The sequence below is a fragment of the Novosphingobium percolationis genome, from assembly GCF_020179425.1.
Classification (GTDB): Bacteria; Pseudomonadota; Alphaproteobacteria; order Sphingomonadales; family Sphingomonadaceae; genus Novosphingobium; species Novosphingobium percolationis.
This window is the reverse complement of the sequence record NZ_JAILYM010000008.1, coordinates 140751-155240: the sequence shown is the minus strand read 5'-3', so window position 1 is coordinate 155240 and position 14490 is coordinate 140751. Positions and strand designations below refer to the sequence as shown.

Sequence of the window (14490 nt, the reverse complement as noted above, 5' to 3'; positions counted from 1 at the left end):
GAACGCAAATCCATCGAAAGGGTGTGAGCCATCCATGCCGGCCTCCTTCACCAGCACGGATTCTGAATCAGAAATCACATCCGACGGGAATTCCCTCGCGATTCAAAACGGTCGAAAAACGCTCTAGACGTGGCTTCCGACAGCCGCATCCTACACACCTACCTCGGTGCGGGGGCCGTCCACCCCATCACGTCAATTGGAAATGGGGCAGCGTCAATGCCCCATCGGCATGCCGCCGCCTGGCCGCTTGGGACGCGGCGCAAACCAGATCAAGGCTGCGGCGATCAACAGGATCGTGGAGGTTGTCCAGAATACATGGATAACGGACAGCGTCGTCGCCTCAACCTCGACCAGGTTGCCGATCGTTTGAAGGGCCGCTTCGGGCGAAAGGCCCAGCCCGGCGATCGATCCGCCAGCTGCTCCCGGTTCAAGCGCGCCGACGATGTCGTTGCGCGCCGCGCGCTGGGTATCGCCCCAGTAGGTCAGTGAAACCGAGGTGGCAAAGGCCGTCGCAATGGTACGCATGAAGCTTTGCAATCCGGCAGCTGATGCTACCTCGTGCTCTTCGACCGTGCTCAACGTCAAGTTGATGATCGGCAGCATCAGGAAGGTCATGCCGAGTCCTGATACGAACTGGGGTAGACTGAGGGTCCAGAAATCGCTGTCGCTGGTCCAGAATGTTCGAAGCAAGCCAACCACGGCAACCCATAAAACGCCGCCTGAAACCAGGACGCGTGCATCGTATCGCTGCATCAGGTAGACAACCAGGGGTGCGGTCAGAAGCCCCGCCATGGCCGTGAACGACGACGAAAAGCCCGCCTGGGAAGCAGTATAGCCAAGCCATGCCTGTTGCCACTGCGGGATAATCACGAAACCCGCGAAATAGGCCCCGAAACTGATTGCCAGGACCACCAGGCTGACGCTCAGCCCCCGGTGCCGCAGAATGCGCAGATCGACCACGGGATGGTCTTCGGTGAGCTCCCACACGACAAAGATCAGGAAGGCGATTGCCGAGGTTATTGCCAGCACGACGATCAGCGGGTCGCCGAACCAGTCATGGTTGCGGCCGATATCGAGGATGACCTGCAAACAGCCGACCCAGATCACCAGCAGCACAAGGCCGACATAATCGATTGGCAAAATCTGACGCTCGGTTTCGATAGGCCGCAGCAGGGCTACTCCGCCGACAATGGCGAGCAGGGCAACGGGAACGTTGATCAGGAATATCCAGTTCCACGACCAGTTGTCGGTCAACCAGCCGCCGATAATCGGGCCAAGCGCAGGCCCCAGCAGCAGCGTCATTGCCCACATGCCCATGCCGATATTCTGCTGTTCCGGTGGGAACACCCGCAGCAGCAGGGTTTGCGACATCGGCATCAGAAAGGCCCCGAAGATACCTTGCCCTATCCGGCACATCACGAGCATTTGTATCGATACGGACAACCCGCAGAGCAGCGAGAAGAGGCCGAAGCCCATCATGCTGAACAGGAAGGTGCGAACCGAGCCGAACCGGAACGCGATCCACGCGGTCAGGGGAACGCAGATCGCCTCGGCAATCGCATAGGAAGTGATCACCCACGCGCCTTGTTCGAGCGTTATGCCGAGACTGCCGGCGATATGGGGGATCGAGACATTGGCAATCGTCAGATCGAGGATCACCATGAAGTTTGCAAAAGCGAGGGCCAACCCGGCGATCAGCCTCAGTGAAGGCGGAATGCCGGTCGAAGCCGTCACGGAACCATCGGCCATTGTCAGTCGCCCGACACGTCGATTTCGACTTCCATCGACAGCCCGACGCGCAAGGGATGACGTTTCAGGTCGGCAGGATCGAGTTCGATCCGCACCGGCAATCGCTGGACGACCTTGATCCAGTTGCCGGTGGCGTTCTGCGCCGGGATCACGGCCATCGACGCACCGGTGCCGCCGGAGAACCCGATCACCTTGCCGCGATAGGAGACGCTCGAACCGTAGATGTCGGCCGTCAGCTCGGCAGGCATGCCGATCCGCACGCGCCGCAACTGGCTCTCCTTGAAATTGGCTTCGACATAGACATCGGCCAGCGGCACAATCGTCATGATCGTCTGGCCCGGATTCAGCCGCTGGCCGATCTGGACTTGCAGCTTGCTGACGACGCCAGCGATCGGGGCGCGGATTTCCGTGCGATCGAGATCGAGTTGCGCTGCATCGCGCCTTGCGATTGCGGCAAGCACGGCAGGATCGGTTTCCTCGCTCAACCCGCTCACCAGCGCCGTATTGGCGGCAAGTTGCCCTTGCGCGGCGCGCCGGGACGAACCGGCCTCGTCGATCGCGCCGCGCGCTGCATCGAGCGTCGCAAGCGTGGTGGCATAGGCCTTGCGCGCCTGGGTAAGTTCTTCGCCCGACACCGCCCCGCTGGCCGCGACGCTCTCTCGGCGCTGCAAGTCGATCCGCGCCTTCTCGTGCTCGGCCTGGGCCGTGCGATACTGCGCCTGTGCCTGGGTCAGGCCGGCGCCCGATGTATCGACCTGGGCCGCCAAGGCGGTGTTGTTGGCCAGGGTCTGGCGGAAGCGCCGTCGCGCTGCGACCAGGTCCGCTTCCGCTTGGGCGAGGGCGATCCTGGCGTCGGCCTGATCGAGCCGCACCAGCACCTCCCCGGCCTTTACTTGCTGGGTGTCGCGCACCAGAACCTGGGTTGCCGGACCCGCCACCAGCGGCGTGACCTGGGCCATCTGCGCGTTGACGTAGGCATTGTCCGTGGTCACGAAATTTCGGCCGACCAGCAGATACCAGACTCCCCACCCAAGTCCGATCAGCGCCAGGACAACGGCAAGCCGCCCGAGCCATAGCTTGCGCGCAGCCTTGCGGGACTCGGACAGGGCCGGATCGACGGCAGGCGCTTCGGGAGAGGGATCGGTCATGGGGCTATCGGTTCCGGTGAAGTTTGAAGGTCTGCCGCGAATCCGCCGCCGAGCGCCCGGATCAGGGCCAGGGTTGCGCCGCGCTCGTAGGTTTCCAGTCCGATCACGGCGCGCCGGAGATCGTGAACACTCCGCTCGCTGGCGAGCACGTCGAGCCTGCTGGCCAAGCCTGCCGTGTGCCGGTTGCGCACCAGCGCTAGGGCATCTTCGCTGGCCTGCAAGGCAGAGCGCGCCGCCGCCAGCCGCTTTTCGGCAGCCTCGCGCTGCGTGACTGCATCGGCCACTTGCTGGAAGGCGGCGACGACCGTCTGGTTGTAACTGGCAACGGCTTCATCATAGTCCGCTCCGGCCCGGCCATATTGCGCCTTGAGCGCGCCGCCCTGAAAGATCGGCAGGCTGATGGCCGGGCCGACCGTTCCCATCAGCGACCCGGAATCGACGAGGTTGCCAAGGCCGAGCGCCTGCAAGCCGATCAGCCCCCTGAGATTGACCGAGGGGAAGAATCCGGCGCGCGCCACCTTGATCCGGCTGGCCGCCGCCGCGACACGCTCACGCGCGGCAACGATATCCGGCCGCCTGCCAAGCAGTTCCGTCGTCACGCCAGCCGGAAGTCCCAGCGGCGTTGATGCAAAGAGCTGGGGCCGGGCGATCGTCAGCCCGCGATCGGGTCCAGCGCCCAGCAGCGCGGCGAGCTGGTTCCGGCGCAGGCCGATGCTTTCGTTGACCGCCGCCAGGTCCTGTTCGGCACTCGCCTGTTCCGCTTCGGCTCGGCGCAGAACGATGCGATTGTCCAGTCCATTGCGCTCGCGCAGAACGGCCAGTTCCATCGCCGCTTGACGGTTGGCCAGCACGGCTTCGGCGGTGTCCCGTTCGCGGTAATGCCGACCCAGTTCGGAATAGGCGGCGGTTATGGCAATCGACAGGACCAGCCGCGCCTGCGCGGCATCGACAACCGCCGCACGCGCTTCCGAAGTCGCGGCGGCATGAGCGGCGCGATTGCGTCCCCACAGATCGAGGTCGAAGCCGAAGGCTAGCGAGGCCTGGCCATAGTCGTGCCAGCCATCGGGGAGGAACTGTGCCGGAATGCCGTTGTTGCCACTTTGGCGGCGCAGGCCGCCTTCCGCTTCGCCCGTAACGGTCGGGAGCCGCGCCGCGCCGACCCGCTGGACCTCGGCTTCCGCACGCCTGATCCTGGCCAGTGCGACCGCCACTTGTGGCGAGTTGGCAAGGCCTTCCTCGATCAGCACGGTCAGCTGCGGATCGCCTGCCAGCCGCCACCACTGGTCGGGCGGCCAATCCATGGTCCCGCGTGCGGCCAGGGTCTGCGCAGCGTCGATTGAGTCGGAAGTCAGGTCAACCGGCCTGGTCCCGCTATCGGGGACGGCAACACACCCAGCCAGCGCCAGAACCAGTGCGACGGCAGGGAGGAGGCGATGGTCAACCGACATAGGCGCCCCTGCCGCTGGCGAGCAAGCGCTGCGCCGCATCCTCGATCCGGGTTTCCGCGACGCTAAACTGCTTGCCGAGCTTGACCACACGGCCCGTCGCGCGGAGCGGACCGGAGGTCGCCGGGCGGTGAAAATCGACATGGAGATCGGCGGTCGCCCGCGCCGTTCCGCCCAGCGCGTTGATGGTGTACAGTCCGGTCAGGTCGATCAACGCGGAAAGGATGCCGCCGTGCACCGACCCGATCACCGGATTGGAGACGATCTCGTCCCGCCACGGCATCTCGACGATCAACTCCGCTTCGGTCAGATCGACAACCTCAAGACCCAGCCAGCGGTGAAACGGCGCAAGGTGAAGCATCTTGCGCAGGTCGGCGAGTTCGATCCTGTTATCAGGGGTGGTCATCTTGCTTTGCTCATTTGGTGAGTGCGGATCAGGAATTCGGTAATCGCCACTCCAGACGCGCCGCTTTGTCGGGTTCGAGAGCACGCGCACCCCATACTGTAATATATCTTACAGTAAAGCCTTTTAATTCACTGCCGTATGTGCTAGCCACCGCTTCCATGAAAAGCATCGCTCCGGGAAAGGGTTATCTGACAGGGGCTGACGAGATCGTCTTCCTGCTCGAGGAGGTGCCGCGCAAGCTGCGCAAGCTGTTCGACGCGAGTACCGCCAAATTCGGCCTGTCCCGCACCCAGTGGCGCGCGCTGGGTTATATCTACCGTACCCCCGGCCTCACGCAGACCGAGCTGGCCAGGCATCTCGAGATCGAGCGGGCCAGTGTCGGCCACGTGATCGATCAACTCGAAAAGGCCGCCTTTGTCGAGCGCCGGGCCGCCGTTGGCAACCGCCGAATCTGGGCGCTCCATCTGCTTCCCAAGGCAATCACGCTGCTTCCTTCATTGCGCAGGGAAGCCGACAGGATCTACGATCGGGTCCTGTCCGGCCTCGCCAAGGAACAGGTAAGCGCCTTCGAGAAAATGCTCGAGATCATGTCTTCAAATCTCGAGGATTGAAGCGGGAATTCGACTAACCGCGAATGGTGTCAACGCAGGTCTCGTCAAGTCAGGCGCGGAGTGTCTTCAGCGGCTGCGAAACTGCGCCATAGCCGGCGTCGGGCGGCAAGACCAGAACGGGTTCTCCGTTCTCTTGGGAGACCTCGGGTAGCACTGTGACGAGCCTGCGTTGCCGCGCGCGGACAATGCTATCCTGCGCGCTTTGCGCCTCGGCGAGCAGTTTGAGGTTCATCAAGGTGGGAAAAATGATGGTCCGCTCGCCCGAAGCCGCCAACCGGATGGCTTCTGACGGCGAAATCCATTCCGCATCCACTGTTTCGCGCCCATCGCACGCCGCGACCTGCCCCGGCGGCGCGCTCATGGCGTAGAACCAGGTGTCGAACCGTTTGGGCATGAAGATCGGAGTAATCCACCGGGCAAAGATGGCAAGCTCGTCCAGCCTGAGGCGGACATCCAGCTCGCGCAAGACATCGATGAAGGCGATTTCGCCGGCGTCGACCGCGCTTCGCACCGCCGCGTCGCAGGGGTCCTCGAACGGCGTACCCTGGGCGGTCTGAGCCAGCAGAATTCCGGTTTCCTCAAACGCCTCGCGGATCGCCCCGATCCGCAAGGTCCGTTGAACCGGGTCGAGATCGTCCCAGCCCACCGCGTGCCCAGCCCAACGCGCGTCGGCATCGCCGTCATGGGTCTTGCCGCCGGGGAAAACCAGGGAGCCCGAGGCAAAATCGATCTGGTGGTGACGCTTGACCATCAGCACCTGGAATTCCGGCTGGTCGCGGACCAAAAGCACCGTTGCTGCGGGTCTCGGTTCGGGGGCTTGATCTGAAGTGGTCATTCCGGGCTCCTGGTTGCAGCTTTGGTGAGGCGCATCGCTGTACGCGTCGGCGGGCTAATCCGGTCCCCATCTGTCCGGCTCGGGGGCAAGGCAGGGTTGGTTGGAATTCGATCAGTCGTTCCCGGACCATGGTTCCATGACCGCGCGCAGGGCCGTCGCGAATGCCAATGGCTGGTCCAGCATTAGGTGATGGCGCGCTTCGGGAACGGCGATGACCGGGATCTCGCCTCCTCCCAGCTCACGGAGATAGCGGCGCGAATCCAGCGTGAACAGTTGGCTCTGCTCGCCATGGATGATCGCCTTGTTGCCGGGGGCGGCAACCACGCGCGGACCGATCTCAAGCCACAAGCGGTGCGAATTGTCGCGCTTGAACACACTCGGAGAGAACTTCCAGGTCCAACCGGCCTCATCGCGGCGCAGCGCGTGATAAGCCATGTAATCCATCAGGAAGGGTTCGCCCACCGGCTGGGGCGGGGCCAGGACGTATCGCTCGCGTGCGCTCGGGAAATCGGGATAGCAGCGATGGGGGCGGTCGGGATCGCCAGAGCCGGGGCGGGTTCGGCCACTGCTCCAGTATCTTTCCAGCTCCGATGGCCGCAGGATCATCATGTCGCAGATCGCTGCCCCGGCGAATGCGGTTGGCGCGAGTTCATGCGCCCGTATTGCCACGGCAGAACCGAAGCTGTGCGCGACCACGATTGGCTTTCGCGCGTGCCCGAACAGGCCCAGGGCTTCGGCAATCCCGATCATTTCTTGCCCGCGCGCGGTCATGTCGCAATCCGGACGCGGGTCGCTGTCGCCCATGCCCGACAGGTCATAAGCGACCAGGTGGTAATCGTCGGCAAGAAGTGGGGCGATAAACGCGAAACAGCGTGCGTGGGAGAGGAAACCATGGGTCATCAGGACCGGTGGTGCCGCCGGATTGCCCCAGCGGAAGTAGTGCATCCGCACGCCGCCGACTGTGACGAAGCCTTCTTCGCGCGGAACGGACAGAGCATCGGTGAACCAGCCTGGCAGCACTGACGTGTCCGGCGCCCATTCCGGCACAATATCGGATGTCGCCGATTTCATGGATTGCGATGCCTCGTTCATGCCAGCGCAAAGCCCCGGTATCCGTCCGCCGCTACTTCGTCCAAATAGTTCGTGTAACCAACCACGCTCGGGTAATTTATCAACTGCCGCGGCTTGCCCGGAATGTTGTCGCCCATGTACCAGGACTTCGCTCGCGGGAAGAGGGTCATGGCCCCGATCGCGGCGACGCTTGCGGTCCATTCGCGCTCCGCCTCGGCGTTAGCCTCGAAGCGCGTCAGACCCCCGTCGCGCAGTTTCACCAGGAAATCGCGCAGCCAGTCGCCCTGGATCTCCGCCGCAGTCGGGCCGTTGGAAAAGCCCGAAGGGCTGAGCGGGCCATAGAGGTAGGCCAGGTTGGGAAAGCCATGGACTGCGGCGCCCAGATAGGCTGCCACTCCGCCGCGCCAGACATCAGCAAGACTGCGATCATCCCGGCCCCTGATCTCGACCTGGGTCAAGCCGCCGCTGCCGGCATCGAAGCCGGTGGCGAACACGATCAGGTCGCATTCGACCAGGCCCTGCGCAGTGAGGATCCCTTCGGGGACGATGCGCTCGATCGGAGCCCGCTTGAGATCGACCAGCGAGACATTGTCCTGCGAAAAAATCTCGTAGTAGTGCTGTTCCAGCGACGGCCGCTTGGTGCCGAAGGGGTGGGGCGGTTCGCTTGGCGCCAGGATCTCGTGCAGCGCGGGGTCGGTGATCCGGGCCCTAGTCTTGTCGCGCCAGAAATCATAGGCGTGGCGGTTGGCCCGTTCGTCGGTCAGCAGATCGGCGAAGTTGGCGTACCAGAAGCGCAAGCCCCCGGCTTGCCATTGCCTTTCAAACAGACGGCGGCGTTCCGCTTCGTCGACGTCGAGCGCGGAAATCTCGACACCGTTCACATCGAACCCGCCGCGAGTCAGCGGGCGGGCGGCAAAGAGCGCCGGATAATCGGCTTTCTCCCGTTCTTGCTGTTCCTCGCTCAGCGCCTCCTGCCGCATCGGCAGCGCCAGGATCGGCGTACGCTGCAACAGGGTGAGCTGCGCCGCTTCGGCTGCGGCTTCCTGCGCGACCTGGACTCCGCTCGCTCCGGTGCCGATGATCGCCACCTTGCGCCCGGCCATCGACAGTCCCTGCTGCGGCCAGTGGCCGATATGGTGCCATTCGCCTGCAAAGCTTTCCAGTCCGGCGATTTTGGGCACGTGGGCCTTAGCGGCAAAGCCGAGGCAAGGCAGCAGATAGCGCGCCGCGATTGTCTCGCCGGACCCTGTCGTAATCCGCCACTTGCGCTGGCCTTCATCCCATGCCGCGCCGGTCATGCGGCGTCCCATCGCCATGTGCGGCCACAGCTCAAGCCGGTCGCAGGCATGGCGGAAATAGGCGCGCAGCTCGCGCCAGCCGGGATAACGCTCGCTCCAGGTCCAGTCGCGCCACAGCTCGGGCAGCGACAGTTCGTACAGCGGCACCTGCGAATCGACCCGTGCGCCGGGATAGCAATTCCAGTACCAGATCCCGCCCGGCTCTTCGGCCGCATCGATCAGCCTCGCATCGATGCCGGCCTCGCGAAGCCGGTGAAGGAGATAAAGGCCGCTGAACCCGGCGCCGACGATCAGCGCTTCGCAGTCATCGTCCGACATTCCGCTCACCTCGCTGCACCCCGGCTGATCGCGAAGTCCCTCACCGCGGCATAGTCAGCCTTGCCGTTCGATGCGCGCAGCGCGATGCCGGCCGGATAGACCGCCTTCGGAGTCTTGTAACCAGCCAGTTGCTGGCGGACATGGGCCTTGAGTGCGGCCTCGTCGAAGTCGGCGCTGCGCTCCAGAACCACCACACCGGTCACGGCCTGGCCCCATTTTTCGTCGGGCACGCCAACCACCAGGGCATCGGCCACCGATGGGTGGGTCTTCAGCGCCTCCTCGACTTCCTCGGGATAGACCTTTTCCCCGGCAGTGTTGATGCAGACGCTGCCCCGCCCGAGCAGGGTCAGACTGCCGTCTGCCTCGACCTGGCACCAGTCGCCGGGGATCGAGTAGCGCACGCCGCCGATCGTCCGGAATGTCTTCGCGGACTTTTCGGGATCCTTGTAATAGCCCATCGGAATCGCGCCCTTGCGCGCGATCAAGCCCGGAACCCTGCTGCCCGCCATAACCTTGGCGTCGTGCTCGTCGAACACGTCGCAATGCTCGCCGATCACGAATCTGGCCGTCTGGACGGAACCGAGTGCGGTGGTCACCGACAGGCCATAGCCCAGCCCCTCGGAAGCGCCGAAGACGTCCATCAGCGCGACCTGGCGAATGTGCCTGATCCGGCACTCCTTGACCTCGCGGCTCCACATGACGCCTGATGAGACGATCGAGATCAGGCTCGTCATGTCGTAGCGTCCGGGATCCTTGTCGAGCGCGGCGAGCATCGGCTTGGCGAAGGCGTCTCCGACGATCGCGACCGACTGCACGCGGTGTTCCTCGACCGCGCGCCACAGCTCGTCGGCATCGAACGACGGACTGTCGAGCGTGACGATGCAGCCGCCGGCCATCATGGTGCCCAGGGCCGAGAGGAGGCCGGTGCCATGCATCATCGGACAGGCCGGAAGGAACACCCGGCCCGGCCCATCGGCGGCAAGCATCGCGACGGTTTCGGCCATGTCCCGGGGCGCCGGACCAAGCAGGCCGGCCGAATCGAGCTGCGCCTGCCGCAAATCCTGGTGCCGCCACATCACACCCTTGGGCATGCCGGTGGTGCCGCCGGTGTAGATGAACAGCAGGTCATCTGGCGACCGGGCGATGCCGAGCGGCGAACCGTCGCCTTGGCTCGCCAGCGCCTCATAGGGTTCGGCAAATGGCGCGATTCCTGCCGGATCGCCGATTTCGACAAAGACCCGGACCTTGCCGAGCCGCTCCTTCAATTCGACGATGCAATCGCGGAATTCGCTGCTGTAGACGATCACTTCGGCATCGGAATCGTCGAATATGTAAAAGACCTCGTCCGGCTTGTAGCGGTAGTTGATGTTGACGTGGGTCAGCCGGGCCTTGAAGCAGGCGGCCATCGTTTCGCCGTATTCGGGCCGGTTGCGCATGTAGAAGGCAACCTTGGCCCCGGCTTCGATCCCCCGGCCGCGCAGCGCGCGGGCAAGATTGTTGGACCGCGCAGCCATTTCCGGCCAGGTGATCCGCCGATCCCCATGGATCAGGGCAGGGGCATCGGGCGGAAGCGCCGGTTCGATGGCATCAAGAATATCGCCGAAATTCCACTCGGTCATCGTCTTCTCTCCCGGTCGATCTTACTGCGCCGTTGCGGTCAATCCCTGTAGCTGCGCCGCTTCTTCCCTGACCCGCTCGGGTCCGCCCAGAACCTGGCGGTCGAACCCGATCCGCTTGAACCAGAAGTGCAGGCCCAGCAGGTCGGTAAAGCCCATGCCGCCGTGCACCTCGGTCGCTGTTCGCGCGACAAAGCGGTGGACCTCGCCGGTGTGCGATTTCGCGTGGCAGGCCATCAGTGCCGCCTCGACGGGAACGGCGTCGAAGGCGTGCGCGGCATACCACACCAGAGCACGACATGGCTCATGCCGCGCAGCCATCTCGGCACACATGTGCTTGACCGCCTGAAAACTGCCGATGACCCGCCCGAACTGCTCGCGCTCCCCGGCATAGGCGACCGCCTGCTCGATCATCGCCTCGCCCGCGCCAAGGCTGTCCGCGGCGAGCAGGATCCGGCCGGCGTCGCGCAGTCGCCGGGCCGCAAGGCCGCCATCGTCGGCAAGGGGTTCGGCCGCCGCGCCGGTCAACCGCAATTCGCCGACGCCGCGGGTCGCATCGATCGTCTGCAAGGCGATCGGTTCGACCCCGGCCGTCGCGGCGGCAAGCAGATGAAGGCGCCCCGAAGCATCGGCAACAATGAAATGGTCCGCCCCTTCGAAGTCGAGCGCGAACAGCGCGGTGCCGCTCAGCCTGCCGCCGTCGTGCCGCACCGTCACGCCGTCGCGTTCTTCGACAATGCCCGCGATCGCGACGCCGAAGCGCGCCGCGCCCGAAGCGATCCGGGGTAGCCATTCAGCCTGCTGCGCGGCGGAGCCGGCAAGCATCAGCGCCAGCGGGGCGAGCACGCTGCGCGCCAGGAATGGTGCCGGAGCCACCGCCCGGCCAAGCTGTTCGGCGACCACCACCGCATCGAGCAGCGTCATTCCCAGCCCGCCATGCGCTGCGGGCACGATCAGGCCGGTCAGCCCGATTTCGTCGAGCGCAGCCATGACCCGGTCGCTGACCGCGCTGCCCGCATTCACGCAGACCCGCACGTGATCGAGCGGGCACGTATCCGCAAGGCAGCGCCTGATCGTGTCGCCGAGCATCTCCTGTTCGGAGGATAGACCGAAATCCATCAGGCAACTTCCTTCCGGCCCTGGGCAGCGGCCAGCGCAAGGCGCGGCTCGCGCGGCATGTTAAGGCCGCGTTCGGCGATGATGTTTTTCTGGATCTGGGCGGTGCCGCCGCCGATGATGAGGCCCAACTGGAACATGTAGTTCCATTGCCACATCCCACCTTCGCGCACACGCGGGCTGTCGGCGTAGAGGATGCCCATTTCGCCCAGCGCGTCGATTGCCAGGGCCGAGATCTGGTGCGCCAGTTCGCAGCTCTGCAGCTTGACGATCAGCTTGGCCATGCCCCCGGCGTCGCCCTTGAGCTGGCTGGAAAGCACGCGCATCCCGTTGTACTTCATCGCCGCGACTTCCGCCTGCAGCGCGACAAGGCGGTCGCGCAGCACGGGATTGTCGATCGCGCGGGCCGATCCGATCCGCTCCTCCTGCATCAGCCGGATCAGCGCCAGCAGGCGGTTTTCAAGGGCATCGGGATCGCCCAGCATCCCGCGTTCATGGCCGAGCGTTGCATTGGCGACGAACCAGCCCTGGCCGCGCTGCCCGACAATCTGGTCGACCGGCACCCGAACGTCGGTGAAGAATGTCTCGTTGAATTCGGCGTGCCCCGTCATCGTCTTGAGCGGACGGACCTCGATCCCCGGCAGATCCATCGGGAAGATCAGATAGGAGATGCCTGCGTGCTTGGGCGCTTCGGCCTCGGTCCGCACCAGGCAGAAGATCATGTCGGCCTGCCGCGCGGTGCTGGTCCAGATCTTCTGCCCGTTGATCACGAAGTGACCATCTTCCTCGCGCGCGCTGGTGCGCAGGCTGGCAAGATCCGATCCTGCGCCGGGTTCCGAATAGCCCTGGCACCAGACGATGTCGCCGCGCAAGGTCGGCTCGATCCAGCGGCGCTTCTGCTCTTCGGTGCCCAGTTCGAGCAGTGTGGGCACCAGCATCGAAATACCCTGGTTGGAAAGCCCGCCCGGCAGGCCCGCGCGGGCGAACTCCTCGGCAATGATCCGGGACTTCAGGATGTCGGGTTCGGCGCCATAGCCGCCGTATTCCTTCGGAGTGGATCGGGCGGTGTAGCCATGCTCGATCAACAGGTTCTGCCAGGCGACCGCGGCGGCATCCGGCCGGGCGGCGCGCTGCGACGCGTGCGGGGCGCGGTGGCCGTTGCGGGCCAGAAAATCGCGCACTTCGTCGCGAAAGCGCGCATGCTCGGGGCCATATTCGAGGTTCATCGCGCGTTCTCTCCAGGCACGGCCGGCCGGAACACCGGCAACCGGAAATCGTCCCCCAGCCTCTCGAAAGTCAGTTCGACCGGCATGTCGAGTTGAAGCTCGTCCGGCGCGCAATCGATCAGCCTCGTCGCCATTCGCACCCCTTCCTCCAGCTCGATCACAGCCGCAACAAGCGGAATTTCGTGAGCGAAAGCCGGGTGCAGGGCCTGATGCGTAACGGTCCACGAGAACAAGGTGCCTCTGCCGGTACTGGGCTGCCAGGCGAATTCGGGGGAGCCGCAGCGTGCGCACATATAGCGCGGAAGGTGCCGCCAGGTGCCGCACGAGGAGCAGCGCTGGAAATGCAGCCGGCCGTCCTGGCACAGCCGCCAGAATTCCTGTTCGACGGGATCCTGAGGACGCGGGCGCGGCTTGGCGGGAAGGGCCTGCGCATCGGGACGCAGTTTGGATGGCAGTTCCGCATCCTCGCTCATGAGAACCTCCGCAAGATGGCGATGCTGCCGTCGCCCAGGTCGCCCCAGCCGGTGACGAGGCCGGTCTGGGCGTTCTCGACCTGGCGGTCACCGCAGTCGTGGCGCAGTTGGCGGACCGCCTCGACCACGTGGTTGAGGCCCCAGACGTGGGCCTCGCTGAGCAGCCCGCCATGGGTGTTGAGCGGATAGCGCCCGCCCAGTTCGATCTGTCCATCCCTGACGAAATCGAGCTGTCCGCCCGGCTCGCAGTATCCCAGCGCTTCGAGCTGGAGCAGGACGACGTAAGTGAAACAGTCGTAGATCTGCAGGAAATCCATATCTTCGCGGGTCATTCCGGCCATCGCGAAGGCTTTGGGCGCAGCGTAGGAAAGCCCGATCTTGAACGGATCGGGACGCGAGGGAATATCGTCTGCCGGATAGGGGTGCCCTTCCGCCGCTCCTGCGATCGTCACCGGCACGTGCGGCATATCGCGCGCGCGGTCGATCCGCGAGACCACCACCGCGCAGGCTCCGTCGGTTTCGAGGCAGCAATCGTAAAGCCGGAAGGGTTCGGATATCCAGCGCGAGGACGCGTAGGTATCCCAGTCCAGTGGCCGCCCGTAGGTAAATGCCTTTGGATTAAGCTGGGCATGCTTGCGGCAGGCCAGCGCCACTGCGCCCATTGCCTCTGGCCCGACCCCGAACAGCCGGGAGTGGCGGGTCGCCAGCCAGGCATACATCTGCACCGGCAGAAAGACGCCGTAGGGGATGTAATAGCCCTGGATCGTGTTGGTCAGCGTGGTCATGTTCATCGGCCGGGTCGGCGGTGCGCCGGGCTTGGGCCGCAGCGCGGAGAATCCGTTCCAGCCAAGCGTGACAAGGACGTGGTCACACAGTCCGGCGGCGATGGCCATGGCCGCATTTTGCAGCGCGGTGGTCGGGCTGGCGCCGCCCATGTGGACGGTCGCGGCATAGCGCAGCACGTCGATCCCCAGGTTGGCCGCCATCTCCTCGGAAGTCGTGTAGATCGGCGGTGGGACCATGCCGTCGATGTCGCCGGGCTTGAGCCCCGCGTCGGCGATCGCGCGGCGCGAGGCTTCCAGCATCATGTCGACCGCGCTGCGTTCGGTGCCCTTGACGAAATCGGTCTCGCCGATCCCGGTGATCGCGGCCTTGTCGGAAAATGCGGTCACGCGCCT

Annotated in this window: 13 protein-coding genes; 1 reads left to right on the top strand and 12 read right to left on the bottom strand. The window is 64.8% G+C overall.

Going from position 1 to position 14490, the window contains the following annotated elements:
- Positions 1-213: 213 nt before the first annotated feature.
- Genes K3A84_RS18475 through K3A84_RS18460 form a run of 4 tightly spaced genes read right to left on the bottom strand, consistent with a single transcriptional unit; the run spans position 214 to position 4748 of the window.
- On the bottom strand, positions 214-1749 hold the full coding sequence (locus K3A84_RS18475; protein WP_225010952.1) for a DHA2 family efflux MFS transporter permease subunit: 1536 nt from the start codon (positions 1747-1749) through the stop codon (positions 214-216).
- Positions 1750-1751: 2 nt separating this feature from the next.
- Positions 1752-2897, bottom strand: coding sequence for an EmrA/EmrK family multidrug efflux transporter periplasmic adaptor subunit (locus tag K3A84_RS18470; protein WP_225010951.1), 1146 nt, complete (start codon positions 2895-2897; stop codon positions 1752-1754).
- A complete protein-coding gene (locus K3A84_RS18465) occupies positions 2894-4345 on the bottom strand; it encodes an efflux transporter outer membrane subunit (protein ID WP_225010950.1) in 1452 nt (483 codons plus the stop codon). Before K3A84_RS18465 ends, K3A84_RS18470 begins: the two co-directional genes overlap by 4 nt.
- Complete coding sequence (locus K3A84_RS18460) at positions 4335-4748, bottom strand: hotdog fold thioesterase (protein WP_225010949.1); 414 nt, start codon at positions 4746-4748, stop codon at positions 4335-4337. Before K3A84_RS18460 ends, K3A84_RS18465 begins: the two co-directional genes overlap by 11 nt.
- A 158-nt stretch (positions 4749-4906) precedes the next feature.
- On the opposite strand from K3A84_RS18460, the gene K3A84_RS18455 reads away from it, so the two are divergent.
- Complete coding sequence (locus K3A84_RS18455) at positions 4907-5359, top strand: MarR family winged helix-turn-helix transcriptional regulator (RefSeq protein WP_225010948.1); 453 nt, start codon at positions 4907-4909, stop codon at positions 5357-5359.
- Positions 5360-5408: 49 nt separating this feature from the next.
- Here the strand turns inward: K3A84_RS18455 and K3A84_RS18450 are convergent, their stop codons facing one another.
- The 8 genes from K3A84_RS18450 to K3A84_RS20585 all read right to left on the bottom strand — a co-directional run bounded on the left by K3A84_RS18450 (position 5409) and on the right by K3A84_RS20585 (position 14484).
- Positions 5409-6194 (bottom strand): NUDIX hydrolase, encoded by a 786-nt coding sequence (locus tag K3A84_RS18450; RefSeq protein WP_225010947.1) that lies wholly within the window; start codon positions 6192-6194, stop codon positions 5409-5411.
- A gap of 111 nt (positions 6195-6305) precedes the next feature.
- Positions 6306-7286 (bottom strand): alpha/beta fold hydrolase, encoded by a 981-nt coding sequence (locus tag K3A84_RS18445; RefSeq protein ID WP_225010946.1) that lies wholly within the window; start codon positions 7284-7286, stop codon positions 6306-6308.
- The gene (locus K3A84_RS18440; protein WP_225010945.1) at positions 7283-8881 is read right to left on the bottom strand and encodes a flavin-containing monooxygenase; all 1599 of its coding nucleotides are present in this window, start codon (positions 8879-8881) and stop codon (positions 7283-7285) included. The genes K3A84_RS18445 and K3A84_RS18440 overlap by 4 nt, the downstream gene beginning before the upstream one ends.
- A 5-nt stretch (positions 8882-8886) precedes the next feature.
- Positions 8887-10500, bottom strand: coding sequence for an acyl-CoA synthetase (locus tag K3A84_RS18435; protein WP_225010944.1), 1614 nt, complete (start codon positions 10498-10500; stop codon positions 8887-8889).
- Between the two features lie 21 nt (positions 10501-10521).
- On the bottom strand, positions 10522-11616 hold the full coding sequence (locus K3A84_RS18430; RefSeq protein ID WP_225010943.1) for an acyl-CoA dehydrogenase family protein: 1095 nt from the start codon (positions 11614-11616) through the stop codon (positions 10522-10524).
- Positions 11616-12839: an acyl-CoA dehydrogenase family protein gene (locus tag K3A84_RS18425; protein WP_225010942.1), complete on the bottom strand. Its 1224-nt coding sequence runs from the start codon at positions 12837-12839 to the stop codon at positions 11616-11618. Before K3A84_RS18425 ends, K3A84_RS18430 begins: the two co-directional genes overlap by 1 nt.
- Entirely contained in the window at positions 12836-13312 is a 477-nt protein-coding gene (locus tag K3A84_RS18420; RefSeq protein WP_225010941.1) for a Zn-ribbon domain-containing OB-fold protein, read from the bottom strand. Before K3A84_RS18420 ends, K3A84_RS18425 begins: the two co-directional genes overlap by 4 nt.
- On the bottom strand, positions 13309-14484 hold the full coding sequence (locus tag K3A84_RS20585) for a thiolase C-terminal domain-containing protein (protein ID WP_225010940.1): 1176 nt from the start codon (positions 14482-14484) through the stop codon (positions 13309-13311). The genes K3A84_RS18420 and K3A84_RS20585 overlap by 4 nt, the downstream gene beginning before the upstream one ends.
- Positions 14485-14490 lie beyond the last annotated feature (6 nt).